This is a genomic window from Streptomyces sp. 5-10 (genome assembly GCF_014712245.1).
In the GTDB taxonomy this organism is placed as follows: Bacteria; Actinomycetota; Actinomycetes; order Streptomycetales; family Streptomycetaceae; genus Streptomyces; species Streptomyces violaceusniger.
This window is the reverse complement of sequence record NZ_JACVYG010000006.1, coordinates 259,080-284,764: the sequence shown is the minus strand read 5'-3', so window position 1 is coordinate 284,764 and position 25,685 is coordinate 259,080. Positions and strand designations below refer to the sequence as shown.

The window sequence follows — 25,685 nt, the reverse complement described above, 5'->3', positions numbered from 1 at the left end:
GATCCGGCCCCGATTCGCGAATTGATCACAGAGTTGATCACGCACAGCGGATCATCTCTGTGATCAATTCACGGACATGCATGGATTCCTTACCGATAATCTCCCGCGCGACCGGTCGAGCCGATATTCGGGACTTCGGGACGGCGCCGTACGGACCGCGTAACGCACGCCGTAACCGCGCCGGAACCACACCCGAACCGCGCCCGCACCGCGCCCGCACCGGCAGCGTACGGGCGTGCCGCCCCGGGGCCGATCGCCTTGGGGCGGGTCGGGTGCGGCCCGAAGAGGGTGGATCGGTAATCTAAGCGGGCTGATCCAACCTTTACCTCGTCCTAGGAGATGCCGCCGCCGTGAGCAGCAGCCTTCGACGCGGCGCCCTCGCCGCAGCCGCCATCGTGGTCTCGGTCGCCCCGCTCTCCGCCTGCGGAGCCGGGAACGACGCGCAGACGCTGGGGGTCAAGCCCGACAACGCCGCGACGTCCGTCGGGGACATCAAGATCCAGAACGCCACCGTGGTGACCCAGCCGGACCGCACGGCCGAGGGCCCGGCCGTCGTCACCGGCCGGATCTTCAACAACGGCAAGAACGACCAGACCGTCAAGGCCATCACCCTCCCCGGCACCAGCGCCCGGGTGAAGCTCTCCCCGGCCAAGGGCAAGGGCCCGGTCGTGGTCCCGCACGGCGGCTCGGTGGCCTTCGGCGGCGAGGGCAACGCCTCCGCCGTCATCAGCAACGGGCGCGAGGCCGCCCGGGACGGCAACGCGCAGCGGGTCGTCTTCGACCTCAGCTCGACCGGCAACGTCCCGATCACCGCGTTCGTGGTCCCGGCGAAGAGCTACTTCAAGGGCTGGGGCCCGTCCGAGCTGCCGACCGCCAAGCCGTCGGGCTCGGCGACGCCCAGCGGCAAGCCGAGCGGTACGCCCACCGGCACCGCCACCGGTAAGCCCAGCGGCACTCCGACCGGCACGGCGAGCGGCCAGCCCGGCGGCGAGGAGAGCAGCGGCACCCCGAACGGCATCGCCTCCGGCGAGCCCACCCCGAACGGCGGCGGTCACTGAGACGGTCACCGAGACCCGCACAAGCATGCGCGAGGGCGGCCCTGAACCTCTCCAGGGCCGCCCTCGCGCATGAGCCGGTTGCCTTGCTACGGCTCGTCTGAGCCGGTGGTTCACGGCTCACATGAGCCAGCCTTACGGCTCGAACTTGTACCCCAGACCCCGCACCGTCACCAAGTACCGAGGCGCGCCCGGGTCGGGCTCAATCTTGGCCCGGAGGCGCTTGACGTGGACGTCGAGGGTCTTGGTGTCGCCCACGTAGTCCGCGCCCCAGACGCGGTCGATCAGCTGCATACGGGTCAGCACCCGGCCCGCGTTGCGCAGCAACATCTCCAGCAGGTCGAACTCCTTCAGCGGGAGGTCCACCTTGCCGCCGCCGACCGTGACCACGTGCCGGTCGACGTCCATCCGGACCGGCCCGGCCTCCAGGGCGGCCGGGGTGACCTCCTCCGGCTCGCCGCGGCGGCGCAGCACGGCTCTGATCCGGGCGACCAGCTCGCGCGAGGAGAAGGGCTTGGTCACGTAGTCGTCGGCGCCTATTTCCAGCCCGACCACCTTGTCGATCTCGCTGTCCTTGGCGGTCACCATGATCACCGGGACATTGGACCGGCCGCGCAGCTGGCGGCAGACCTCCGTACCGGGCAGGCCCGGCAGCATCAGGTCGAGCAGCACCAGGTCGGCGCCGTTCCGCTCGAACTCATCGAGGCCCTCGGGGCCCGTAGTCGCGATGGCGACCTCGAATCCCTCCTTGCGAAGCATGTACGACAGCGCGTCGCTGAACGATTCCTCGTCCTCGACGACCAGAACTCGGGTCACGGAAGGACCTCCGGGGCAGAGAGTGGTTCATTGGTGAAGGTCTCGTACGGCCGGCCGTGGTCCTCGCCATCGAGGTCTCCGGTGTCGTACGACTCGCTCGATTCGCCCGTCTGGCTCCGCGAGCGGTCCCGGTCCCGCGCCGCACCGGCTTCCGGGAGTCTCAGGGTGAAGGTGGAGCCCTGTCCCTCGGCGCTCCACACGGTGACCTCCCCGCCGTGCGAGGCGGCCACATGTTTGACGATGGCGAGCCCGAGCCCGGTCCCGCCGGTCTGCCGCGAGCGGGCCGGGTCGACCCGGTAGAAGCGCTCGAAGATCCGCTCGCGGTCCTTCTCGGAGATGCCTATGCCCTGGTCGGTCACGGCGATCTCGATCAGGTCCCCGCCGGTCGCGGGGATGCGGCGGGCGGCGATGCCGACGCGGGTGCGGGCCGGGCTGTAGTTGACCGCGTTCTCGACGAGATTGCCGAGCGCGGCGGCCAGCTGGCCGCGGTTGCCCCAGACGTGCAGATCGGCGGTGCCGCCCGTGGCCATCGTGATCTGTTTGGTGCCCGCCTGGTGGCGGCACCGGTCGATGGCCTCGGCGACGAGCTCGTCCACCCGGACCGGCTCGGCGTCCTCCAGCGGGTCGTCGTTCTGCACCCGGGAGAGGTCGATGAGCTCCTGGACCAGGCTGGTCAGGCGGGTGGCCTCGACCTGCATCCGCCCGGCGAAGCGGGTGACCGCCTCGGGGTCGTCGGACGCGTCCATCACGGCCTCGGACAGCAGGGACAGCGCGCCGACCGGGGTCTTGAGCTCATGGCTGACGTTGGCGACGAAGTCGCGTCGTACGGCCTCGATCCGGCGGGCCTCGGTGAGGTCCTCCACGAGCAGCAGGACCAGCCGGGAGCCGAGCGGGGCCACTCTGGCGGAGACCGCGAGCGCGTCGCCGCCCCGGCCGGTGCCGCGGCGCGGCAGATCGAGCTCGATCTGCCGGATCTCGCCGTCCCGCCGGGTGTCACGGGCCATCGCCAGCATCGGCTCGACGGCCAGCTTGCCGCCGCGCACCAGGCCCAGCGCGTACGCGGCCGAGCTCGCCTTGACGACGGCGTCCGCTTCGTCGAGGACGACGGCCGAGGAACGCAGTACCGACAGCACTGTGTCCACGCCGGGCGGCAGCACGGCGTCGGTATGCAGCGAGGAGCGCGTAGGCTTCGCCTGTTCACGCTCGCTCCAGCGGAACGCCAGCATGGCGATGACGCCGGTGCACAACCCGGCGAGCGCCGCCACTGCGGCGATCGCCGCGTTCACGTTCATGCGTCCAGGTTATGCGGGCGGCGAGACCCCTCCACAGCCCCGTGACGATCCCCTCGGTCAGACGTTGCCGAGAGTTCACCGGGGAGTCGGTATCGGTTCACTCCGGACGTTTCGTCGAGCGGGTGTCACACGGGGTGGCCTGGGCCGCGTTGCCGAGAGTTCACCTGGGGCTCAGGTGTGATTAACGCCCGATGCCGGAAGCGGACGCGTTTCGGCCGGAGCGTGGAAGTGTGGGGCCCCGGGGCAAGAGCCACGGAGAACTGTCAGAAATCTGTCAGAGCCTGTCAAAGATCGTCACCAGAGTCGTGAAAGAGGTCAGTGATGCGGGACGCGTACCACGAGGAGCTTGATTCGATCGGGGACGGCCTGGTCGATATGGCCCGGCTCGTCGGTTCGGCCATCGGCCGTGCCACCACTGCCATTCTCGACGCGGACCTCAAGCTCGCCGAGAGCGTCATCGCCGCCGATGAGAAGGTCGATGATCTGCAGCGGGACCTGGAGGGACGGGCGATAGCCCTGCTCGCCCGGCAACAGCCGGTCGCCACCGATCTGCGGATCGTGGTGACCAGCCTCCGGATGAGCGCCGACCTGGAACGCTCCGGCGACCTCGCGCAGCACGTCGCCAAGCTGGCCCGGCTCCGCTTCCCGGGTACGGCCGTGCCGCACGACCTGCACGCCACGATCCTGGAGATGGGCCAGCTCGCCCAGCGGCTGATGGCGAAGGCCGCCGAGGTCATCATCACCAAGGACGTCGACCTCGCGCTCCAGCTGGAGCAGGACGACGACGCGATGGACCTGCTGCACCGCACCCTCTTCCAGCACCTGATGGACGACCGCTGGAAGCACGGCATCGAGACGGCCGTGGATGTCACGCTGCTGGGCCGCTACTACGAGCGGTTCGCGGACCACGCGGTCTCGGTCGCCAAGCGCGTGGTCTACCTGGTCACCGGTGAGCACGCCGACGAGATGTCCCCGCAGGAGGACGTCGAAGGGGCGTGACCGTCGAAGGGGCGTGACCGTCGAAGGGGCATGACCGCCGAGGGGGCGTGAGCGGTGACGGAGGCGTGAGCGGCGAGGAGGGGCGTGAGCGGCTACGCGATGTGAGCGTCTGCGGCGGTGTGCTTCGAAGCGCCGTCGACGCGCCCCTGCGCTCGGCCGCCGGGTCGTCGGCACCATGAGCAGCAGGTGACGTGACCCCTCCCGAGGAGGAGACGCATGGCGGACCTCTCCAAGCCCGAACCCGCTCCGACCCACCCCGTCGGCGCATGCGGCTGCGGCTCGGGCTGCGGCTGCGGCTGTCAGTCCGGCGGCCCGTGCCAGTGCGGCGGCAACTGCGGCTGACCGGCGCGACCCGTTCGAACGATACGACCCGTATGGCAGAGGGCCCGGGACCGGTGACCGGTCCCGGGCCCTCTCGCGTCGGCCACGGTGTCGTCGGCACGTCCCGCCCGAGGTGCGGTCGGCGCCGGAAGCGGCGAGCCTGGACCTATGGAGGACAAGACCCCGGCCCCGCCTCGCGTCGTGGTGGACGAACCGCTGGACGGCCGCCGCCGTGTGCTGATCGACGGCGCTGACGTCGGAGTGGTGGTGAGCCCGGACGAGCTCCGGCGGCTCCTGCACCGCGCGGGTGTGATGGAAGCGGACGCGCCCCTCGACAACCCCGAGCTGATCGAATGGAACGGCGGCGGCCCCGACGACTGGCCCGCCGCGCCCAGATGACGCACGCTGACCGGTTTGTGTACGCGCCATGCTGACGCACGCCGTCCGGCTTGCGTACGGGCCCTGCTGACGCACCCGCTCAGATGACGTAGCAGAGACGACGGAACCGCCACAACGTCCGGCGCCGGTCCCTCCCCTCGTGGGGACCGGTGCCGAACGCTGGAGCGGTGCCGATCCGCGTCCTACCGGGGCGGATCAGCGGGCCGGATCCGTGGTCGATGCGACCGCCGTCCCCGAGGGGACCGGCTTCACGAATCTCCGGGGCTCATGCGACGGGCTCACGCGACGCGCCCGTGACCACCGTCTCGTGACCGCGGTGAAAGCTGGCCGAGAACATGCGGTGCCATGGGGTTGTCTCTCCGTGCGCTGAGCTGATGGCCTGGCTGGACGGCTCGTGGTGGGTGCGCTAACGCGTCATGATCCTGCCAGCTGCGTCTCCCACCGAGGAGGTTCCGGTATCACGCCGCCGGTTTCTCCGCTGGTCAGGCGTATAAAGTGAGTTTTCCGGTCCGGATGTCCAGCGCGGGGGAAGTAAGGAGTAGAGACCTTGAGTTCCGACTCGGGGGCACGCATAGCCTTCGCGGAACGCCTCGCGCTGCTGTACAAGGAGGCCGGCAATCCTCCCCTCAAGAGCGTGGCCGAGGCGGTCGTCCGACTCCAACGGACCGATGAGCGGGGGCGTCCCGTACGGGTCTCCGCCCAGCGGATCAGCGACTGGCGACGAGCAAAGAACGTACCCGCCCAGTTCGCCGCCCTCGCCGCTGTCCTGCACGTCCTGATCCCCGACGCACGGCGCTCGCGGCCCGTACCGGTGTCCCCGGGCCTGTACGACATGGCCCGCTGGCAGCGGCTGTGGGAGCGCGCGGTGGCGGACCCGGTCGGCGAACGCCCCGCGCCGGCCGCGGAAGAGGAGGAAGGGCCCCCGGCCGAGGGCGGCCCGGCGGTCCCCGGTGGCGTATGCCCGTACCGGGGCCTGGCCTCGTACCGCCAGCAGGACGCCCGGTGGTTCTTCGGCCGGGAGCGGAGCACGGACGCCCTCGTCGCCCAGTTGCACGCGGCGGAGAAGACGGGCGGCCTGGTCGTGCTCGTGGGCGCCTCGGGGGCGGGGAAGTCCTCGCTGCTGAACGCCGGTCTGGTGCCCGCGCTGCGCACGGGGGCGCCGGGCGACGGGGACGGCCGGGCGAGGGGCGTAACTCAACTCGTGCCGGGCGCCGACCCGCTCGCGGAGCTGGCCCGCCACATCCCCGAACTCGCGCGCGTGATCCCCACGGCGGAGGAAACGGATGAACCGGAGCCGGACGTACCGGAGCCGGACGTACCGGAAGCGGACGCGGACGAACGCCCGGCTGACGGCCCACCAGCAGACGCGCCGACGGCGGACGCACCGACAGCGGCCATCCCCACACTGGACAAACCGACAGCACACCAACCAACCGCACACGAACCCGCGGCCGAGCCCGGCACCCCACAATTCGCCCACGCGGTCCGCGAGGCCATCAGCGCATGGGCGGACCGCGAGACGCCGTCCTCCGACGCCCGCCCCGTCGTGATCGTGGATCAGTTCGAGGAGGCGTTCACCCTCGGCTCCGACGAGGCCGACCGGCGCACCTTCATCCAGCTCCTCCACGCCGCCTGCACCCCCGCCGGCCCCGGCGAACCGCCCCCCGTGCTCGTCGTCCTCGGCATCCGCGCCGACTTCTACGAGCTGTGCCTGGGCTACCCCGAACTGGCCGACGCGCTCCAGCACCGGCACATGGTGCTCGGGCCGCTGACCACCGCCGAGTTGCGCGAGGCGGTGACCGGCCCGGCCAAGGCCGTGGGCCTGGAACTCGAACCGGGGCTCGCGGAGCTGATCGTCCGGGAGGTGAGCGCCGACGGCCCCCGAGGGTCCCATGACGCGGGCGTACTGCCGCTCCTCTCCCACGCCCTGCTCGCCACCTGGCAGCGGCGGAAGGCCGGACGGCTGACGCTGGCCGGTTACCGCGCGGCGGGCGGCATCCAGGGAGCGGTGGCGGCGACCGCCGAGCGGGCCTGGTCCAGCCTCGACTCCGAGGCGCGCACGGCGGCGAGGCTGCTGCTCCTCCGGCTGGTCCGGCTGGGCGAGGACACCCAGGCCACCCGCAGGCGGGGGACGCGGCACCAGCTGGCCAGGGAGTCGACGGATCCGGGCAAGACGGAGGAATCGCTCGAAACGCTGGTCCGTGCCCGCCTGGTGACGCTCGACGCCGAAACCGTGGAGATCACCCATGAGGCGCTGCTCCACGCCTGGCCACGGCTGCGCGACTGGATCGACGAGGACCGCAACGACCATCTGGTGCGCCAGCGGCTGGAGGAGGACGGCCGGTCCTGGGAGGGCTCGAACCGCGACTCGTCCCTGCTCTACCGGGGCTCCCGGCTGGAGCAGGCCCACACCTGGGCGAAGACCGCCGGCGGCACCTATCTGACCCGTAGCGCGGTGGAGTTCCTGGCCGCTTCGATGAGGCTGCGCAGGCGCACGGTGTGGCTCCGCCGTGGCGCGGTGTCGGCTCTGGTCGCCCTGGCGGTGCTGGCCGCCGGTACGGCGGTGGTCGCGTGGCAGCAGCGGGACGACGCGGTGTTCGAGCAGGTGGTCACCGAGGCCGATCGCTTCCAGAACACGGATCCGTCGCTGTCCGCCCAGCTCGCCCTGGTGGCGCACGACTTGCGGCCGCACGACGAGGGCGCGCGGAACCGGCTGCTCTCGATGGTGAACGCGCCGCTGGCCACGCCGCTGCACGGCCACACCGGCGCCGTCTACCTCACCTCGTTCAGCCCGAACGGGCGGCTGCTGGCCACCGCCAGCTACGACCGGACCGTCCGGCTGTGGGACGTGAAGGACCGGAGCCGCCCCAAACCGCTGGGCAAGCCCCTCACCGGCCATACGAGCTGGGTGAGCAGTGCGGTCTTCAGCCCGGACGGCCGCACCCTCGCCAGCGCGGGCGACGACGGCACGATCCGCCTGTGGGACGTACGCGATCCCCGCCATCCGCGCCCGCTCGGCGCCCCCCTCTCCCACCACGACGGCACGATCTATCTGGTCGCCTTCAGCCCGGACGGGCGCACCCTGGCCGCCGCCACGGAGGGTCGCGTGGTGCGCCTGTGGGACATGGGGCGCCCGGGCCGGCCGAAGGCGATCGGCGCGCTGACCGGCGCCACCGCCGCCGTGCGCTCCGTGGCGTTCAGCCCCGACGGGCGGACGCTGGCGGCCGGGGGCGACGACGCCTCGATCAGGCTGTGGAACATGGCAGAGCCGCGCCGTCCGAAACGGATCGGCAAGGCGCTGACCGGCCACAAGGATCTGATCCACTCCGTGGCGTTCAGCCCGGACGGCCGGACCCTCGCCAGCGGCAGCGCGGACAACACCATCCGGCTGTGGGACGTCGGCGATCCGCGTCGGGCGGAGCCGCTGGGCTCGCCGCTCACCGGCCATATCGGCCCCATATGGTCGGTGTCCTTCAGCCCGGACGGATCCATGCTCGCGGCCGCCAGCCAGGACAGTACGGCGAGCCTGTGGAACGTCAGCGATCCGGCGTATCCGTCCCAGGTCGGCGAGCCGCTCGCGGGGAGCAGCGGCGAGATGTACGCCCTGGGCTTCAGCCCCGACGGGCGGACCCTCGCCACCGGGAGCGGCGACAACACGGTCCGGCTGTGGTCGATCCCGACGTCGGACATGGTCGGCCGGATGGGGGTGTTCCGCCCGGACGGGCGGGTGCTCGCCACGGCCGGGCGCGACGAGAAGGTCCGGCTGTGGAACGTGGAGGATCCCCACCGGCCGGTGCCGCTGGGCAAGCCGTTCGTCCCCGGGAAGGGCTCGGTGCGGGAGCTGACGTTCGCCCCCGACGGCCACACCCTCGCGATGATGACCGGAGGCCGCCAGGTGCGGCTGTGGAACGTCACCGATCCGACCCGGCCCGTCCCGTACAAACCGCCCCTCCCCCTGCGGACCCGGTTCGCGGGCGCGCTGGCCTTCACGCCGGACGGGCGCATGATGGCGACCGCGTACAGCGACAACACCATCCAGCTGTGGAACGTCAGCGCCCCGTCGCATGTCCGCCGCCTCGGCAAACCGCTCACCGGCCACGGGGGCTACGTCAACAGCCTCGTCTTCAGCCCGGACGGCCGCACGCTGGCCAGCGGCAGCGCGGACAACACCATCCGGCTGTGGAAGGTGACCGACCCGCGCCACGCCACCCCGCGGGGCAGGCCGGTCACGGGCCACCTGGGCCCCATCAACGCGCTCGTCTTCACCCCGGACGGCCATACGCTGGCCAGCGGCGGCGACGACAACACGGTCCGGCTCTGGGACGTCACCGACCCCGGCAAGGTGACCCGGCTGCGGTCCCCGCTCACCGGCCACACCGACGCGATCGTGTCGCTGACCTTCAGCCAGGACGGCAGGACGCTCGCGAGCGGCGGCAACGACAACGCCGTCCGGCTGTGGGACGTCACCGTCCCGTCCAAGGCCACGTCCATCGGTCAGTCGCTCAGCCCCAACGCCAAGACCGGCAATTTCCTGTCGTTCAGCCCCCACAGCCGGATGCTCGGGGTGTCCAGCGGCGCGGACACGGTCCGGCTGTGGAGCCTGGACGTGGACGAGGCGGTGCGTCGCATCTGCTCGATGACGCGGGGCGTGCTGACCCCGGAGAAATGGGATGAATACCTCTCCCGGCTCTCGTATGCGCCCCCGTGCGGTCGGTGAGACGTTGCGCGAACGTTGCGTGATCGCGGTCACAACTGCTCACCAGGAGGGAGGAGTCGGCTCCTCCACCCCGGTGGCCGCGTTACTCTTAGGTACAGCCCGACCGCTGGTGCATCCCCCGTCGCCAGCGGTCGGGCGCTTCCATGTCCGGGGGCGTGTCCGGGAGACACTGGGCACCGGTGCGGCGCGACAGCGAACGACCCGCACGCCGTGCGCAAGACGACACCTCCCCCACCTGGAGACCCCGTGATCCGCAGGCTCGTCGACCAGGCCGCTCTCGACCTCGGCCGCGAGTACGTCCGCCACGCGCCCTGGAGCGCCGGAAAGCGGGCCCTGGTCGAGCGCCACCTCAACGCCGCCCTGCGGGACCGCCCCCTGCACCGCCTGGCCCGTACGCGCTTCGGCGCCACCTTCGCCGTCGACACCCAGGACCTCATCCAGCGGTACCTCTACCTCTTCGGCGTCTGGGAGCCCCATATGACGCGGTGGCTCCAGCGCCGGCTGAAGCCCGGGGACGTCTTCGTGGACGTCGGGGCCAACATCGGCTACTACAGCGTTCTCGCCTCCCGCCTGGTCGGGCGGAGTGGGACGGTGGTGGCGATCGAGGCCTCACCGACGTTCCACCAGCTCCTCCAGCGCCATGCCCGGCGCAACGACCGCACCAACATCCGCGCCCTCAACGCGGCCGTCTCCGACCGCGACGAGCTGCTGACCTTCATCCTCGCCAGCTCCCGCAACATGGGCGCCAACAGCGTCGTCCCCTACGACGGCCCCGCCGAGTCCACCTTCGAGATCGCGGCCCAGCCCCTGCCCGACCTGCTCACCGACGACGAGATCGCCAACGCCCGGGTCATCAAGATCGACGTGGAGGGCGCGGAGGGCAGCGTGGTCCGCGGCCTCCTCCCCCTCCTCGGCCAACTGCGCCCCGAGGCCGAACTGACCGTCGAGGTGACCCCCCAGCGCATGTCCGATCTGGGCGACTCCGTCGACGACCTGCTGACCGCCCTCAAGGACCACGGCTTCCACGTCTACCGCCTGCCCAACGACTACGCGGCGGGCAGCTACCCGGACGCCCTGCGGCGCCCGCCGGAGGTTCCGGTCCGCTGGCGGGGGCCGGTCACGGAGGAGAGCGACCTGGTCTTCTCGCGGGTCGACGCGGAGACGCTGCCGTGAGTGCTGGGGGCGGCTACTGGTCGTCCTGGGGCAGGTGGGTCTTGGCGTCCTCGTAGGTGGCGTCGGCGGCGGGCTCGGCCGGGGCGTAGACGAGGTGCAGCACACCGGTGCTGAAGGTGGCGGAGGAGAGCAGCTTCAGCGGGATCGTGGTCTCGCCCTCGTCGAACAGCCGCATGCCCCTGCGGACGGCGATCGGGTGGACCAGCAGGTGCAGCTCGTCCAGCAGGCCGTGCGCGATGAGCTGGCGGACGACGGAGACCGAGCCGCTGAGCGCGATATCCCCGCCCGGTTCGTTCTTCAGCGCGGTGACGGCTTCGGCGAAGTCGCCCTTGAGCTGCTCGGAGTTCCGCCAGGTGAAGCTGAGGTTCTGGCGGGACAGGACGATCTTGCGGGCGTCGCCGAGCTTCTTGGCGAAGTGGGCGTCCTCACCGCCCGCCGCCTCGCGGTCCGGCCAGGCTCCGGCGAAGCTGTCGTAGGTCTTGCGGCCGATGAGGAGGGTGTCGGCCGCGCCGAGGCTCGCGTCGACGGCGGCGCCCATCTCGTCGTTGAAGTAGGGGAAGTGCCACTGGTCGGGCGCCTCCACGACCCCGTCGAGCGAGATGAACAGGCTGGCGGTGATCTTCCTCATGATGCCCCTCCGGGGGATGCGGTCGGTGAGCGGTCGGTGCGCTCTTCCTCCTCTCAGACCGGGGAGGCCGCACAAACTCATCGGTGGCGGCGAGCGGGTTTTCAGCGGGTGTCTTCGTAGCGCCGGCCGCCGCACAAACCCATCGTGACGAACCGCCTCGGTTCTCAGCGTGTGCCGTAGCGCCAGCCGTCCATGGCGGCCAGGACCCGAGCCCGTGCCTCGACCACCGCGAACCGTGCCGCGCGCTCGGCCGCGTCGGTGTGCGCGGACTGGCTGGTGACCTGGCCGGGCCACTTGCGGTAGAGCAGACCGGTCTCGGCGGTGAACCAGCCGCGGCTGACCGCGTTGAGGGCCATGAGCAGGCCGGTGTCCTCGGAGGCGGGGAGGGCCATCCAGCCGCCGAGGGCGAGGAGCAGGTCCCGGCGTACGAAGAGGGTCGCGGGGTGGACCTGGGCGCGGTGGTCGTTCGCCCGCCAGAATTCGAGGACCGCGCCGCGTGCGAGGGGCCCCTGCGGCGGGTCGCCCTCGAAGCCGACGGTGGAGCCGTCGGGCAGCAGGTCCAGGGCGCGGGAGGTGGCCCAGCCGAGATCGGGGTGGTCCATGAGCGCGCGGAGGTCGCGGGCGAGGGCACCGGGGGTGAGCATGTCGTCGGCGTCCAGCACCTTGACGTACGCGCCCTCGGCGCGCGAGAGCCCCATCGTGCGCGCCATCGCGGCCCGGCCGGCCCGGCCCTGCCCGAAGCTGACGCGGGCGTCATCGGGGACGTAGGGGCGTACGGCGTCCGACTCGCCGTCCTCCTGGATGACCCACTGCCAGTCCCAGCCGTCCGGCAGCCGCTGCTCGCGCAGCGACTTGTAGGCGTCCGGGAGGTGCACGGCGCCCGGGGCGTGGACCGCCGTGATGACGGTGATGGTGTTCGGCATGGTCACCACCTCTTCAGGGGCGTGGTGAAGACGAGTTCCGTACGGTCGCCGCACAGCGTCACATCGGAGACCTCGACGACCCGATCGTCGGTGTCCGTGCAGATCTTCCGGAGAACGATCACCGAAACCCCCTTCTTGAGGCCGAGCGCTTCGGCCTCCTCCACCGTCGGCGGCCGGGCCGTGATCCGTTCCTCTATGCGGTCCAGCTCGACGCCGATCGTGTACAGCTGATTCTGCGTGCCGCCGGGCCAGGGCTCATGGGCGGCGTCGAGCAGGTCGGGGTTGGCGGCCACGACGTCGTGGACCAGGTAGGAGTGCACGAGCGCGAACGGCGCGTCCTCCTCGCGGCAGTTGGTGCGGTAGATCCGCTCCAGCAGCCGCGTGCCCACGGGGACCCCGAAGACGGACGCCAGGTCCTCATCGGCCTCGGCCTCGCGATACTCGGCGTGAAAGGCGAGGTCCGACGCCTCCAGCCCGGTGTCGTGCTCGGTCGACCCGGTCCGCGACCGCTCGGCCTCGGACCGCCGCACCCGGTCCTTCTCCCACTGGTGCCGCTCGTTGCTCCGCTCGACCCGCCGGCGCGGGGTCCGTACGAACGTCCCCACCCCGTGCCGCCTGTCGATCAGCCCCTCGGCCACCAGCTCCGACAGCGCCCGCTGCAACGTCGGCACGCTCGTCCGATACCGCGCCGCAAGCTTGTCCTCGGCCGGAAGCCGCTCCCCGGGCCCAAGCTGACCTGCGCGGATGCTCTGGCGCAGGGCATCCGCGATCTGCTCGTACTTGGCCATGCTCAGCTCACCCGTCCCAGGTTGCGCAGATACTTTCAGCCTAAGTCCTCAAGACCTCTTGACGTCTTAAGGACCGGAGCCGGGGCCGGGGCCGCCTGGGTCATCACCCGCACCCTCGGAGACGAGGCCGCGAAAAGCCCCCTACTCGCGGTGAGACCGCAGGTAGGGGGCTTGGACGCGTGGGGCCTACTTCTTCTTGCCCTGGTTCTTCACTGCCTCGATGGCGGCCTTCGCGGCGTCCGGGTCGAGGTAGGTGCCGCCCGGGTTGACCGGCTTGAAGTCGGTGTCCAGTTCGTAGGAGAGGGGGATGCCCGTCGGGATGTTCAGGCCCGCGATGTCGGCGTCGGAGATGCCGTCGAGGTGCTTGACCAGGGCGCGGAGGGAGTTGCCGTGGGCCGCGACCAGGACCGTCTTGCCCGTGAGCAGGTCCGGGACGATGCCGTCGAACCAGTACGGGAGCATGCGGACGACGACGTCCTTGAGGCACTCCGTCTGCGGGCGCAGCTCCGGCGGGAGGGTCGCGTAGCGCGGGTCCTCGAACTGGGAGTACTCGGCGTCGCGGTCCAGCGGGGGCGGCGGGGTGTCGTACGAGCGGCGCCAGAGCATGAACTGCTCCTCGCCGAACTCGGCGAGGGTCTGGGCCTTGTCCTTGCCCTGGAGCGCGCCGTAGTGGCGCTCGTTGAGGCGCCAGGAGCGGCGGACCGGGATCCAGAGGCGGTCGGCGGCCTCCAGCGCGAGCTGCGAGGTGCGGATGGCGCGCCTGAGGAGGGACGTGTGGAGCACGTCGGGGAGCAGGCCGGCGTCCCTCAGCAGCTCACCGCCGCGGACAGCCTCCTTCTCGCCCTTCTCGTTCAGGTTGACGTCCACCCAGCCGGTGAACAGGTTCTTCGCGTTCCACTCGCTCTCGCCGTGGCGGAGGAGGATCAGCTTGTACGGTGCGTCGGCCATGCCGTCGAGCCTACTGGACCGGTCTGAGGGGGTCGGTTGACGGACCCCGTCAATTGACTGGCGGGGCCACGTCAACATCGGTAAGTTGCGGATGCAGGTTGTGCCACTTACAGGGGGGGAGTCGTCCGGTGTCCGTCGTCCGACTGAGGCAGGCCGCGAAGGAGAGTGTCTCGGGGTTGCCCCGGGAGTTCTGGTGGCTGTGGACCTCCACGCTGGTCAATCGGCTGGGCGGGTTCGTGGCCACGTTTCTTGCCATGTACCTGACCGTGGACCGCGGCTATTCGGCGATGTTCGCCGGGCTGGTCGGCGCGCTGCACGGGCTGGGCGGGGCCGTGTCGGCGGTCGTCGCCGGGGTGCTGACCGACCGGCTGGGGCGGCGGCCCACACTGCTGGTCTCGCAGCTGTCGACCGCGGTCACCGTCGCCGTGCTGGGCTTCGTCCAGAACCCGGTCGCCATCGCCGTCGTGGCCTGTCTGGTGGGGATGACCAGCAACGCGTCACGGCCCGCGGTGCAAGCGATGATCGCCGACATCGTCGCGCCCGGGGATCGGGTGCGGGCCTTCGCGCTCAACTACTGGGCCATCAACCTCGGCTTCGCCGTCTCCGCGGCGGCGGCCGGGCTGATCGCGCGCCATGGCTATCTCACGCTCTTCCTGGCGGATGCCGGGATGACGCTGCTGTGTGCGGTCATTGTCTTCGGGAAGGTTCCGGAGTCGCGGCCCGAGCGGGAGCGTGCCGCCGAGGGCGTGGTGGCGGATGCGCCGGAGCGCGAGGTCGGGTTGGGTACGGTGCTGCGGGACGGGCGGTTCATGGCCGTGGTCGCGCTGTCGTTCCTGGTCGCGACCCTCATCCAGCAGGCGTTCGTGGCGCTGCCCGTGGCCATGGGGGCGGACGGGCTGTCCAGTACGGACTTCGGCGTCGCGATCGCGACGAACGGCGTACTGATCGTGGCCGTACAGATCCCGGTGACGCGGTTCCTCGAGCATCGCGACCCGGCGCCGCTGCTGACGGTGTCCGCGCTGCTGACCGGCGCCGGCTTCGGGCTGACCGCCTTCGCCGGGTCGGTCGGGATGTACGCGCTGGCCGTGATGGTCTGGACGGTCGGCGAGATCATCAACTCTCCGACGCAGATGGGGCTGGTCGCCCGGCTCTCCCCGACCCATGGGCGCGGCCGCTACCAGGGGATGTACACCCTGTCGTGGTCCCTCGCCTCGCTCATCGCCCCGCTCGCGGGCGGCGCCGTCATGGACCGCTTCGGCGCGGATGCCCTGTGGGCGGCCAGCGCCGTGGTGGGCCTCGTGGCGGCCGGGGGGTATGTGGCGCTGGGGCGCGCCCTGCGGAGCCGGCCTGCGGCCGGGGAGTCCGGGGGTGGAGTGGGTGTGGGTGTGGGTGTGGGTGCGGCTCCAGATGCGGCTGCGGCTGGTGGGGCTGGTGCCGCCTCGGGTGGTGGCGTGCCTGCGGTGGGGGCGGGCTCCTCGTAACGGGGCCGGGGGCCGCTCCAGTGGGGGCGGTGGACACCGGATTCCGGGGGATCAAGGTGTGGGTCTCGGGATGACCGGCTCGATGTGGATGGTCGGCTCGATGTGGAGGGTCGGCTCGATACGGAGGGTCGGCACTGGGCGCGGGGGCAGGCGGTACGCCGGGGGCGTCGGCCATGCCGGGAAGGTGGGCTGTTGGTAGGTCGGGTACGGACCGGGCTCCGTACCCGTGCCGCCGCCCGGCTGGTAGCGGTCGTTCCAGCGGGTCACCGGTGTTCCGGGGTAGCTCGGCTCGTCCCGGTTCGCCCATAGGACGAACGTCAGCCCCGTCATCCCCACCAGCACGGTGAGCGCCAGCGCCCGTACGGCGGTGATGCGCCGGCGTGCGGGACCGGTGGCCCCGGGGGCGATGCTGATCCGTCGCGCCCGCTCCCCCGGCGTCGGCCCGTCCGCCGTGCCCCCGGCCCTACCGGTGATGGGCAGCGGTGCGCGTTCGTCCACGCCAAGGGCGGCCAGGTGCAGCCCCAGCCGCTGGGTCTGGCCGGGGAGCCGTACGGCGGTGTCGGCCCAGGTGCGGATGGTCTCGGGGGCGATGCCGTCGGGCGGTACGAGGAGGCTGGGGCCGGTCCAGTTCATGGCCCAGTACGCGGTCCCCCGCGCGACCAGCTGCGCACCGATCAGTACGGCCAGGGCCTCGGCCAGGGGGGCGAGTGGGTCCTGTTCGGTCTGATCGCCACGGGGCGTTCGCTCGGCCTCGGGCAGCCGGGTGTTGAGTGCGCGCGCCAGTGGCATGCGACGACCGCCGTCCAGCAGTCGCAGCACTCGGTGGATGGTCAGCCGCTCCGGCTTCCCGTCCGGCTCCGCCTCCGGTCGGCCCAACCCCTCCGTCTCCTCCACCCCGCGCACCGCCTCCGCCAGCGGGATCAGGATCCGTGTCGCGCGGTGCTCCGCCAGCTCGGTGAGCCAGTCCCGCCAGGGCACCCTCGTGCCCGCGTCCGGGCCGGACAGCAGGACGCGGCCCAGCGCGACCGCGTACCGCGGCTGTACGGAGAGCTGTGCCGAGAGCTGTGCCGAGAGAGGTTCCAGGGTGGCGGAGGGTTCGGCTCCGGGCTGCTGCGCGGGCAGACGCGCCAGCCGTTCCAGCCGGACGGCCAGGGCCGGATGCGCGTCGTCGGGGGCGGCGGGCCGCTCGACGGCGCGGGCGCGCAACGCGGCCATCGGCTCCCGGAGTTCGGGCGCCTCGACCATATGGGCGAAGGCGCGGAACGGATCGTCGGGGACCCGGCCCGTCGCCCGGCGCATCGGGGCGAGGAAGTCCGCGAGGAACTCCTGCCACGCCGCCTCCAGCACCGCCGTGGAGCACAGCGCGTCGGCGACGGCGCCCGGACCGGCCACCCGCGCCGCCTCGCGATCGGCCTCCAGCTCCTGCCGCCGCCGGACCGGGCGGGTGAGCCAGCGGAAGACGTGGGTGTAGAGGCCGAGCAGCAGCAGCGGCACGCCCGCGTACAGCCGCACCAGGTCGTTCGCGGCCGACGCGTCCTGGATCGCCTGCCGGGCGGCGACCAGGCCCGCCGCGCCCCGGTGGGCGACCGCGCCGAAGCGGCTGTGGCGGCCGGAGAAGTGGCCCAGCTCATGCGCGAGGACGGCGCGCAGTTCGGCGGGCGACAGACCGGCCAGCAGGGGCAGTCCGAGGTAGAGGACGCGTCGGCCGGGGGCGAGCCCGAGGAGCGGAGCGTCCTCGGTGACGGAGGCGTTGACCTCGGCGGTCAGCTTGATGTGGCCGGGCGGCCGGGTGCCGACGTCGAGGGCCAGCTCCTCGACCGTGCGCCATAATTCCGGGGCCCCGCGCCGGGTCACCGTCACCGCGTCCTCGCGCGGGGCGGCGGGGCGGGCGGTGCGGATCACCGCCCACACCATGCCGAAGACGATCGGGGCGAACGCCGCGCAGGCGGTGACGACGGTGGTGGGCGGTGTCGTGGCCTCCGGCGTTCCCGCGGTCCATAAGGCCGCCGCGAGGAAGGCCGCCCAGAGCAGCACCATGGCCGCTACCAGCGCGTAGAAGACGGCGAGCAGCGCGAGGGCGAGGAGCGCGCGGGAAGTGGCGAGGAGTGCGCGGGCGGCGGCGATCATCGACGCCCCCGGATGCCGTCGCGGGCGCGGTTCGGGACGTCGTCGCGCACCGCATTCCGGGCGTCGCCGCGGGCGCGGTCCGGGGCGATGTTCCGGGCGCCGCCGCAGGCACGGTCCGCGTCACCGCCGCCGCAGGCACGGTCCGCGTCACCGCCGCCGCTGCGGGCAAGGTTCGCGTCGCCGTCTCGCGGCTTCGCTCGACGGACGCCGTCCCCCTGCGCGTCATGGCCGACGTCGCGGGCGTCACCCGAGACGTCGTCGCGGGCCCCGCCCCGAGCCTCGTCGCGAGCGGCGCTCCGCCCGGTGTCGCGGGCCCCGCCGCGGCCTCCGCCCCCGCCCCGCAACGCCCGGCCCTCGTCCCTGAACCCGGCCGACAGCCACTCCGCGGCCCCGTACAGGGCCACGCTCAGCGGGTCCTTCGGGGTGCGGGTCAGGAGGCGGTCGGTCGCGCGGCCCAGCTCCGGGGAGACGTCGAGCAGCAGGCTCAGCCGGGCGCGGGCCTTGTGGAGGTTGCTGCCGACGCTGCCGACGGAGATGCCCAGCTCAGCCGAGATCGCCTGATAGCTCATGCCCTCGAGCGAGTGCATGACGACCACCTGGCGCTGGCGCGGCGGCAGCGTGCCGAGGGCGCGCAGGGCGGCCAGTGCCTCGGCGGTCTCCTCCACGCTCGCGGTCGTGGCGGCCGGGACGCTCATCTCGACCGGCTTCCAGCGGAACCACCAACGCCGCCCGTCCCGCGAGAGCTTGCGCCGCATGGTGGTGGTCACCCATGCCTCGGGCGAGGCGCACGCCCTGACCTCGGGCCAGCGGCGCATCGCCTCGATGTACGCCTCCTGCACGGCGTCCTCGGCGTTCTGCCGGTTGTCGCTGAGCATCACCGCGCGGGCGGCCAGCCAGGGGTAGGTGCGGGCGTAGAAGGCGTCGAACTCCTCCTCGGGCCGCCCGCCGCGCGTGGTCTCCTCGACGGTGTCACTCACCTCGATCGCCCCCGCTCCGCCCGTCCCGGTCGCCCCGGTAGCCTGGCTCGCCCAGCCCGTTCCGCTCTCCCCGGTCGCCCCGCCCGTTCCGCTCGCCCCACTCCTCCCGATCCTCCGGCCGCCGCCGTATGGTCAGCGCCGCGCCGTCGGGGCGGCGGTCGGTGAGGACCGTGCCCGGCTCCGTTCTGTTCACCAACTCGGCCAGCGTGCGCGCCCGGAGCCGTTCGCCCGAGCGCGCCGCCAGCCAGCGGATGACGTCCCCCATCAGCCGTAGCACCCCCACCGTCACGACCGTTGCCACCGTGAGCCACGGATTGTCCATGAGCACCGTTGTGTCTCCTCTTCATGGTTCCCGGCCGCCGGAGCCGGTTCACCATGAAGAGCCCTCATGGACGGTATTTCTTCACCGCGTTCCTCACGATGTTTCAGGGGAGGTGTCAGCGAAGTGCGCGCTGCGCCTCGTACAGGTTGCGGGGGTGGACCGCCTCCGGGTGTCCGTAGGACTCGATACGGGAGTGGAGCGGACCGGTGAAGTCCGGGACGTCGATCTGGCCGAACTGCCGGACCTCGCTGATCCCGACCGTCGCGCTGTACGGCGCGATGTCGTCGATCTTGACGCACCCGGCCCGCTGATTGGTGACCGTGACGTTCCAGTGGGCGAACCGCGCACCGTAGAGCGGACCGGCGCTCGCGTCGCCGCCGTGCGACCCCGTGTTGTCCACGGTGATCTCCGTACGGACGTTGGCGAAGGGCATCCCGCGGTGGGTGTCGAAGGTGCCCATCTCCATCCGGCCGCGCGACCAGACGTTGTAGCTGGACAGCCCCTCCACGTTGATCCCGTGCAGCTGTGTCCCCGCCGGGGCCGGGACGGTGCGCTGGGCCAGGACGAAGTCCTCCACGAGGTTGTCGTGCGAGCCCTCGCGGCAGCAGTAAGGATGGTGGCTGCCACGGCCGGTCACCCGGGTGCGGCGCAGGGTGCACGCTTTGGCGGCGACGAGCAGGAAGCCGTTGTCGACGTTGTTGACGGTCACGTCGTCCACCCAGCAGTCCCACGCGCACTGCAGCGCGACGCCGTTGTACCCCTTGTCCAGCAGGTGCTGCGCCTGCGGGGTCTCGACGACGTCGAGGGTGATGCCCTCGACCCCGGAGCCGGTGACCGGGCGCACCAGCGTGGTGAACCGGGGCTTCCAGACGGACCGGGCGTCGAGCGGCAGCGGACGGTCGAGGGTCACCCGGCGGCGCCGCCGGTCGACGGCGACGACGCGGCACGGCCACTCGTAGGGGACGTACGAGGTGAGCTTGGTCTTGTCGGTCCAGACGTAGTCGGCGGCGCCCTCGACATCACCGGCCATATGGGCCAGCAGCGAGTGGCCGTCGTCGTCGGTGAGTTGGAGCAGCACGCGGTCGCCGCGGCGCAGGGCGGACGGGTCCCCGACGGTCACCGTCCAGTCGCCGCGGCGGGCGGGGGCGGCGAAGTCGGTGAGGGTGTGCCACTCGTCGCGCCGGTTGCCGGTCCAGCCCTCGAACGGCCACGCCTGGGCCCGGATCGCGTCGGTGAGGGAGCGCCAGCGGGCGTCCGGGCAGACCCAGATGAGCCCGCCGGCCCAGGACCAGGACGACTTGTTGCCGCCGTAGCGGCTGCCGTACGGGCCGATCAGCTCGGTGAGGTTACGGGTCGCGTGCAGGGTGGTGCGGCCGCTGCCGGCACCGCGCAGTACGACGTTGTCGTAGCCGAGGCGGATGACGTCGTCCACGCGGTACGTCCCGGGCGGCACCAGCACCGTGCCGCCGCCGCGGCGACCGGCGGCGGCGATGGCGCGGTTGATCGCGGGGGCGGCGTCCGCGGAGCCGTCGGGCCGGGCGCCGAAGGCGCGGACGTCCGCGACGACGGGCAGGCGGGGAAAGCTCGTGCGGCCACCGAGGTATCCGGCGCGGCCGACGTAGGGGATCTGGGGGTGGGTGTACGGCTGGGCGCGGAACTCACGCCAGAGGGCGGAGGTGCCCGGCCCGCCGGACGTGCCCGTCCCGCCCGGCGTACGGGTCCCGCCCGGCATACCCGGTGCGGCGGCCGCCGCCGCGTCCGTGGCGGTCAGGAGCGGGGCCCCCGCCCCCAGGAGCGTGGCGCCCGCCGCCAGGCCCATCGCACCGCCGAGCAACTGCCTTCTGCCGATCTCCGTGCCCATGAGCCAGCCCCGCCTTCCATGGATGTGAACGCAGTTCAGGTGAGAGACGGCGTGAGAATGCCATGGGGCAGGGGTGCGCGGAAGGGGTCGCGTCAGGATGGGCGAAGGTCAACAGGAGAAGTCGACAGGATGGGCGGAGGTCAAACAGAAAGGCGGGCGTCGGACGAAGACCGGGCCGGGGCCCGGTCGTTCACTTCGCCGCATCCCGAGTCAGATTGCTGAACGCCTCAAGATTCCGGGTCGATTCGCCCCGCGAGGTACGCCACGCGTACTCCTTGCGAATGGCCGTGGCGAACCCCATCTCCAGCAGCGTGTTGAAGCTGCCGTCCGCGTTCTCCAGCACCGTGCCGAGCAGCCGGTCCACCTCCTCCGGGGTGACGGCCACGAGCGGCAGCTTGCCAACCAGATAGATGTCGCCGAGCTGGTCGATCGCGTAACTCACCCCGTACAGCCGGGTGTTGCGCTCCAGCAGCCAGCGGTGGACCGCCTCGTGGTTCTCGTCCGGGTGGCGGACGACGAAGGCGTTGACCGAGAGGGAGTGCCGGCCGACCCGCAGCGAGCAGGTGGTCGACAGCTTGCGGGTGCCCGGGAGCGTGACGACATAGGTGCCGTCCTCCGGGCTCTCCCACTCCAGTTCGGCGTCGTTCAGCGTCCGCTCGATGACGGCCCGGGGGTCGGCCTCGCGGGCCGTGTCGGCCTTACGGTCGGCCTCGGGGGCCGCGTCGGCCTTACGGTCGGCCTCGGGGGCCGCGTCGGCCTTACGGTCGGCCTCGGCCACGGGGTCAGCCTTACGGTCGGCCTGGGGCTCGGCCATGGGGTCAGCCTTGGGGTCAGCCATGGGCCGATCGTAGGCGACGCCGCTCCCGCATCGCCTCCGTGTACACGTCCGCCGTGGCCGCGGCGGCCGTGTCCCACCCGAAGGACTGGGCGTGCCGGGCCGCCGCCGCACCCATCCGGTCCGCCCGCCCCGGGTCCTGGACGAAGGCGCTCAGGGCACGGGCGTAGTCGGCGGGGTCGTGGCCGTCGATCAGCGTGCCGCTGACCCCGTCCCGTACGGCCACCGGAAGGCCGCCCACCGAGGCCGCCACGACCGGGGTGCCGCACGCCTGCGCCTCGATGGCCACCAGCCCGAACGACTCGCTGTACGACGGCATGACCAGCACGGACGCCGCCCGGTACCAGTCCGCGAGCTCGTCCTGCGCACAGGGCGGCCGGAACCGGACCACATCGCAGATCCCCAGCCGCGCCGCCAGCTTGTGCAGCCCCTCGGGCTTGGCCAGGCCGCTGCCGCTGGGGCCGCCCACCACGGGCACGACCATGCGCTCGCGCAGCGAGGGGTCCTCCTCCAGGAGGTGGGCGACGGCGTGCAGCAGGATGTCGGGGGCCTTCAGCGGCTGTATGCGCCCGGCGAAGAGGGGTATGAGCGCGTCGGCCGGGAGCCCCAGCCGGGCCCGGGCGGCGGCCCGGCCGTCGGCGGGCCGGAAGCGGTCGAGGTTCACCCCGGGGTGGACGACCGCCACCAGCTCGCGCGCCGCCTCGTAGTGGCGCACCAGCTCCTCCGCCTCCTCGGCGGTGTTGGCGATCAGCCGGTCGGCGGCGCGGACGATCTGCTGCTCGCCGATGACGCGGGCCGCGGGCTCGGGAGTGTCGCCCGCCGCCAGCGCGGCGTTCTTGACCTTGGCCATGGTGTGCATGGCGTGCACCAGCGGCACTCCCCAGCGCTCGGCGGCCAGCCAGCCGACGTGGCCGGAGAGCCAGTAGTGGGAGTGGACGAGGTCGTAATGGCCCGGCCGGTGCCCGGCCCACGCCTGCATGACGCCGTGGGTGAACGCGCACAGCTGCGCCGGGAGGTCCTCCTTGGCCAGACCCTCGTAGGGCCCGGCGTCCACATGCCGGACGAGCACCCCGGGGGCGAGCTCGACGGCCGGGGGCAGCGCGGCGGTGGTGGCCCGGGTGAAGATCTCCACCTCAATGTCGATGGCGGCGAGGCGCCTGGCCAGCTCCACGATGTAGACGTTCATGCCGCCGGCGTCGCCGGTGCCGGGCTGGTGCAGCGGCGAGGTGTGGACGCTGAGCATCGCGATCCGCCGCGGCCGCCGTGACGTACGGCGAATCCGCTGGTGGGACGGGGCGCCGAACGGTATGTGGGACCGGCCTCGCAGGCCGCCGAGCCGGGACGCGTGCTGGCTCACCGCGCGTTACCTCCTTGCCGGGGCGGGCTCCCTCCAGGGCGTCAACACCGGAACGTGTAGTTCCCATTTCCGCTTTGCCAAAGCGTGACGTTCTGATGTCCGACGGCCACTCCCCGTCCGCCCCGCCATGGGCTCCTCCGCCGCCCCGGCATAGGCTCAGCGCCATGCCCGCCCGCGTTCCCCCGCCGTCCCGCCCGATCGGTTCGGCGACCCGCGGGACCACCAACCCCAACCGCCTGCGCCGCATGGACCGGTGGATCGCGGCGGCGCACGGGCCCACGCTGCGGCGGGCCGGGGAGGCGCCGGTGGCGGTGGACCTGGGGTACGGGGCGGCCCCGTGGACCGCCGTCGAGCTGCTGGACCGGCTGCGGACCGTACGGGCCGGGGCCCGCGTCGTGGGGGTCGAGATCGACCCCGGGCGCGTGCTCGCCGCCCGGCCCTACGAGCGCGAGGGGCTCACCTTCGCGCACGGCGGCTTCGAGGTGCCGCTGCCCGGCGGGGCCCGCCCGGCGCTCATCCGGGCGGCCAACGTGCTACGGCAGTACCAGGAGGGCGAGGTCGCCGCCGTGTGGCGGCGGCTGTGCGCCCGGCTGGCGCCCGGCGGGCTGCTGGTGGAGGGCACCTGCGATGAGATCGGGCGGCGGCACGTATGGGTCGCGCTCGACGCGTCGGGCCCGCGCACCGTGACCTTCGCGGCCCGCCTCGGCTCCTTGGAACGCCCCTCCGACCTGGCCGAACGGCTCCCCAAGGCGCTGATCCACCGCAATGTGCCGGGCGAGCCGGTGCACACCTTCCTGCGCGACTTCGACCGCGCCTGGGCTGCCGCCGCCCCGTACGCCCCGCTCAGCGCGCGTCAGCGCTGGATACGCAGCGCCCAGACGCTGCGCGCGGAGGGCTGGCCGCTCACCGACGGCCCGCGGCGCTGGCGCCAGGGCGAGGTCACGGTGCGGTGGGAGGCGGTGGCGCCCCGGGGCTGACGGCGCCGCCCGGGCCGTCTCCCGTGGTGCCCAGGGCGTTCGCCGCGTCCCCGCCCAGGGCGTTCGCCGCGTCCCCGCCCAGGGCGTTCGTCGCGTCCCCGGTGCCACCCGCCGTATCGGGGTCACCGCCCGCCGCGTACTCCTCGCTGATCTCCTTCGGGCCGAACGGCCACACCTTCTCCATCCGCGCCCACAGCACGAACGCCACGCACCCCGCCGCGACCCAGGCGAGCGACCACTCGATGGGGTGCCGCCCGGGGGAGTTCTTGTCCGCGTAGCCGTAGATCACCAGCCAGCCCACCAGCGCCACCACGCTCGGCAGCGGATAGAGCCACATCCGGTACGGCCGCCGCAGGCCGGGCTGGCGGCGGCGCAGCACCGTGACGGCGACGACCTGCGCCAGGGCCTGCACGATCACCATGACCGTGGTCAGCAGCTGGATGAGCGTGGCCAGATCGGTGTGGCGGCCGATGAGGAAGCCGACCGCCGTCACGACACCCATCGTGGCCAGGCCCAGCACGGGGAAGCGATGGCGCGGGTGGAGCGTGCCGTACGGCCGGAAGAAGACCCGGTCGCGGGCGGCGTCGTACGGCACCCGGGAGCCGCCCAGCAGCCCGGCGAAGACGGACGCGAAGGCCGTGATGAGGATGAGCACGGTGACGACGTCGGCCGCGCCCTTCCCCCAGGTCTCCTCCAGCACCGCCGAGGCGACGGACTGGGCGGCCACCGAGTCGGGGTCGGTCATCTCGTGCCAGTCGACGACGCCGAGGGTGCCGATCTGGAGCAGCAGGTAGATCCCCATGATCCCGGCGATCGAGGTGACGATCGCCCGCGGCAGGGTGCGCCCGGGGTCCTTGATCTCGGCGCCCATGTACGCGGCGGTGTTGTAGCCGAGGTAGTCGTAGATGCCGATGGTCAGGCCCGCGGCGAAACCGGTCCAGAAGTGACCGCTGGTCAGCTCGAAGGCGTGGTCCGGATAGGTGAACGCCTGCCCCGCGTCGAAGTGGCTGAAGGCCGCCACGATGACCAGGACCACGGAGGCGATCATCACGCACCACATGACGGCCGTGATCCGGGCGATGTGCTCGACGCCCCGCCACAGCAGCCCGATGACGAGGACGATGACGCCGAGGCCGACCAGATCGCCCTGAGTCTGGGTCATGTCCGGCCACAGATAGCCCAAATACTGCACCAGACCGACCACACCCGTGGACATGATCAGCGGGATGAACAGCATCGCCGTCCAGACGAACAGGAACGGCATCAGCTTGCCGCTGCGGTACTGGAACGCCTGGCGCAGATACACATAGCTGCCCCCGGCCCCGGGCAGTGAGGCGCCCAGTTCGGCCCAGATCAGCCCGTCGGCGAGCGCGAGCACCGCGCCCGCGACGAAGCCGATGACGGCCTGTGGCCCGCCGAAGGCGGCGACCATGAGGGGGATGGTGACGAACGGCCCGATGCCGCACATCTGGCTCATGTTGATGGCGGTCGACTGGAACAGGCCGATACGGCGGACGAATCCGCCCTCGGTGCCGGACATCCGGACCTCCATTGCCCTCTCGCGCCACTGGCGCCACCGTGGGAGGGAATGAAAGTAAGGAAAGTTTCCAGTCGCGTCAAGGAGGTGGGCCGCGGCAAAACGCGGCCCGGGGCATCAGGGAACCACCCGGCGCCCGGACCATCACAGGC

The 25,685-nt window shown here is 72.2% G+C and carries 20 protein-coding genes; 7 read left to right on the top strand and 13 right to left on the bottom strand.

Annotated features, from left to right (window positions below):
• Positions 1–350 precede the first annotated feature (350 nt).
• On the top strand, positions 351–1,058 hold the full coding sequence (locus IEJ02_RS10400) for a DUF461 domain-containing protein (RefSeq protein WP_191064473.1): 708 nt from the start codon (positions 351–353) through the stop codon (positions 1,056–1,058).
• A gap of 132 nt (positions 1,059–1,190) precedes the next feature.
• On the opposite strand, the gene phoP is transcribed toward IEJ02_RS10400, so the two are convergent.
• Both phoP and phoR read right to left on the bottom strand, forming a co-directional pair.
• The gene (gene phoP, locus IEJ02_RS10395) at positions 1,191–1,871 is read right to left on the bottom strand and encodes a two-component system response regulator PhoP (protein ID WP_037960596.1); all 681 of its coding nucleotides are present in this window, start codon (positions 1,869–1,871) and stop codon (positions 1,191–1,193) included.
• Positions 1,868–3,163 (bottom strand): two-component system sensor histidine kinase PhoR, encoded by a 1,296-nt coding sequence (gene phoR / locus IEJ02_RS10390; protein ID WP_191064472.1) that lies wholly within the window; start codon positions 3,161–3,163, stop codon positions 1,868–1,870. The genes phoP and phoR overlap by 4 nt, the downstream gene beginning before the upstream one ends.
• Positions 3,164–3,484: 321 nt before the next feature.
• Here phoR and phoU point away from each other — a divergent pair, with 321 nt between their 5' ends.
• The 4 genes from phoU to IEJ02_RS10370 all read left to right on the top strand — a co-directional run bounded on the left by phoU (position 3,485) and on the right by IEJ02_RS10370 (position 10,772).
• A complete protein-coding gene (gene phoU, locus IEJ02_RS10385) occupies positions 3,485–4,162 on the top strand; it encodes a phosphate signaling complex protein PhoU (RefSeq protein ID WP_137978497.1) in 678 nt (225 codons plus the stop codon).
• A gap of 489 nt (positions 4,163–4,651) precedes the next feature.
• Positions 4,652–4,882, top strand: a complete 231-nt coding sequence (locus IEJ02_RS10380) for a hypothetical protein (RefSeq protein WP_137978498.1) — start codon at positions 4,652–4,654, stop codon at positions 4,880–4,882.
• A 547-nt stretch (positions 4,883–5,429) separates the two neighbouring features.
• The gene (locus IEJ02_RS10375) at positions 5,430–9,599 is read left to right on the top strand and encodes a WD40 repeat domain-containing protein (RefSeq protein ID WP_191064471.1); all 4,170 of its coding nucleotides are present in this window, start codon (positions 5,430–5,432) and stop codon (positions 9,597–9,599) included.
• Positions 9,600–9,848: 249 nt separating this feature from the next.
• Positions 9,849–10,772, top strand: a complete 924-nt coding sequence (locus IEJ02_RS10370; protein WP_191064494.1) for an FkbM family methyltransferase — start codon at positions 9,849–9,851, stop codon at positions 10,770–10,772.
• Positions 10,773–10,785: 13 nt separating this feature from the next.
• On the opposite strand, the gene IEJ02_RS10365 is transcribed toward IEJ02_RS10370, so the two are convergent.
• The 4 genes from IEJ02_RS10365 to IEJ02_RS10350 form a co-directional block, all read right to left on the bottom strand.
• Positions 10,786–11,400: a dihydrofolate reductase family protein gene (locus IEJ02_RS10365; RefSeq protein ID WP_191064470.1), complete on the bottom strand. Its 615-nt coding sequence runs from the start codon at positions 11,398–11,400 to the stop codon at positions 10,786–10,788.
• Between the two features lie 164 nt (positions 11,401–11,564).
• Positions 11,565–12,323, bottom strand: a complete 759-nt coding sequence (locus IEJ02_RS10360; protein ID WP_191064469.1) for a glycosyltransferase family 2 protein — start codon at positions 12,321–12,323, stop codon at positions 11,565–11,567.
• Between the two features lie 2 nt (positions 12,324–12,325).
• Positions 12,326–13,111: a GntR family transcriptional regulator gene (locus IEJ02_RS10355; RefSeq protein ID WP_137978501.1), complete on the bottom strand. Its 786-nt coding sequence runs from the start codon at positions 13,109–13,111 to the stop codon at positions 12,326–12,328.
• Positions 13,112–13,297: 186 nt separating this feature from the next.
• Complete coding sequence (locus IEJ02_RS10350) at positions 13,298–14,059, bottom strand: phosphoglyceromutase (protein ID WP_191064468.1); 762 nt, start codon at positions 14,057–14,059, stop codon at positions 13,298–13,300.
• Positions 14,060–14,187: 128 nt separating this feature from the next.
• Here IEJ02_RS10350 and IEJ02_RS10345 point away from each other — a divergent pair, with 128 nt between their 5' ends.
• On the top strand, positions 14,188–15,540 hold the full coding sequence (locus tag IEJ02_RS10345; RefSeq protein WP_191064467.1) for an MDR family MFS transporter: 1,353 nt from the start codon (positions 14,188–14,190) through the stop codon (positions 15,538–15,540).
• Between the two features lie 51 nt (positions 15,541–15,591).
• Here the strand turns inward: IEJ02_RS10345 and IEJ02_RS10340 are convergent, their stop codons facing one another.
• From IEJ02_RS10340 to mshA, 6 genes are all read right to left on the bottom strand, one after another.
• Positions 15,592–17,667, bottom strand: a complete 2,076-nt coding sequence (locus IEJ02_RS10340) for a M48 family metalloprotease (protein ID WP_191064466.1) — start codon at positions 17,665–17,667, stop codon at positions 15,592–15,594.
• On the bottom strand, positions 17,664–18,644 hold the full coding sequence (locus IEJ02_RS48430) for an RNA polymerase sigma factor (RefSeq protein WP_317985773.1): 981 nt from the start codon (positions 18,642–18,644) through the stop codon (positions 17,664–17,666). Before IEJ02_RS48430 ends, IEJ02_RS10340 begins: the two co-directional genes overlap by 4 nt.
• Complete coding sequence (locus IEJ02_RS10330; protein ID WP_191064465.1) at positions 18,637–18,966, bottom strand: hypothetical protein; 330 nt, start codon at positions 18,964–18,966, stop codon at positions 18,637–18,639. The genes IEJ02_RS48430 and IEJ02_RS10330 overlap by 8 nt, the downstream gene beginning before the upstream one ends.
• Positions 18,967–19,081: 115 nt before the next feature.
• Positions 19,082–20,827: a glycoside hydrolase family 55 protein gene (locus IEJ02_RS10325; RefSeq protein ID WP_191064464.1), complete on the bottom strand. Its 1,746-nt coding sequence runs from the start codon at positions 20,825–20,827 to the stop codon at positions 19,082–19,084.
• 190 nt (positions 20,828–21,017) lie between these two features.
• Positions 21,018–21,488, bottom strand: coding sequence for a type III secretion system chaperone family protein (locus IEJ02_RS10320; RefSeq protein ID WP_191064493.1), 471 nt, complete (start codon positions 21,486–21,488; stop codon positions 21,018–21,020).
• Positions 21,489–21,657: 169 nt separating this feature from the next.
• Positions 21,658–23,019: a D-inositol-3-phosphate glycosyltransferase gene (mshA, locus tag IEJ02_RS10315; RefSeq protein WP_191064463.1), complete on the bottom strand. Its 1,362-nt coding sequence runs from the start codon at positions 23,017–23,019 to the stop codon at positions 21,658–21,660.
• 164 nt (positions 23,020–23,183) lie between these two features.
• Between mshA and IEJ02_RS10310 the strand changes: the two genes are divergently transcribed.
• Entirely contained in the window at positions 23,184–23,996 is an 813-nt protein-coding gene (locus IEJ02_RS10310; RefSeq protein ID WP_191064462.1) for a class I SAM-dependent methyltransferase, read from the top strand.
• Here the strand turns inward: IEJ02_RS10310 and IEJ02_RS10305 are convergent.
• Positions 23,959–25,536 carry an APC family permease gene (locus tag IEJ02_RS10305; RefSeq protein ID WP_191064461.1) on the bottom strand — a complete coding sequence of 526 codons (1,578 nt, stop codon included), beginning with the start codon at positions 25,534–25,536 and terminating at the stop codon, positions 23,959–23,961. The genes IEJ02_RS10310 and IEJ02_RS10305 overlap by 38 nt on opposite strands.
• Between the last annotated feature and the right edge of the window lie 149 nt (positions 25,537–25,685).

Bases quoted from the DNA above. Each gene is read 5' to 3' on its own strand.
- IEJ02_RS10305 (WP_191064461.1), bottom strand. From the start codon at position 25,536: ATGTCCGGCACCGAGGGCGGATTCGTCCGCCGTATCGGCCTGTTCCAG.
- phoR (WP_191064472.1), bottom strand. From the start codon at position 3,163: ATGAACGTGAACGCGGCGATCGCCGCAGTGGCGGCGCTCGCCGGGTTG.
- IEJ02_RS10350 (WP_191064468.1), bottom strand. From the start codon at position 14,059: ATGGCCGACGCACCGTACAAGCTGATCCTCCTCCGCCACGGCGAGAGC.
- IEJ02_RS10330 (WP_191064465.1), bottom strand. From the start codon at position 18,966: ATGGACAATCCGTGGCTCACGGTGGCAACGGTCGTGACGGTGGGGGTG.
- IEJ02_RS10380 (WP_137978498.1), top strand. From the start codon at position 4,652: ATGGAGGACAAGACCCCGGCCCCGCCTCGCGTCGTGGTGGACGAACCG.
- IEJ02_RS10310 (WP_191064462.1), top strand. From the start codon at position 23,184: ATGCCCGCCCGCGTTCCCCCGCCGTCCCGCCCGATCGGTTCGGCGACC.
- IEJ02_RS10355 (WP_137978501.1), bottom strand. From the start codon at position 13,111: ATGGCCAAGTACGAGCAGATCGCGGATGCCCTGCGCCAGAGCATCCGC.
- IEJ02_RS10360 (WP_191064469.1), bottom strand. From the start codon at position 12,323: ATGCCGAACACCATCACCGTCATCACGGCGGTCCACGCCCCGGGCGCC.
- IEJ02_RS10365 (WP_191064470.1), bottom strand. From the start codon at position 11,400: ATGAGGAAGATCACCGCCAGCCTGTTCATCTCGCTCGACGGGGTCGTG.
- IEJ02_RS10325 (WP_191064464.1), bottom strand. From the start codon at position 20,827: ATGGGCACGGAGATCGGCAGAAGGCAGTTGCTCGGCGGTGCGATGGGC.
- IEJ02_RS10340 (WP_191064466.1), bottom strand. From the start codon at position 17,667: ATGATCGCCGCCGCCCGCGCACTCCTCGCCACTTCCCGCGCGCTCCTC.
- phoU (WP_137978497.1), top strand. From the start codon at position 3,485: ATGCGGGACGCGTACCACGAGGAGCTTGATTCGATCGGGGACGGCCTG.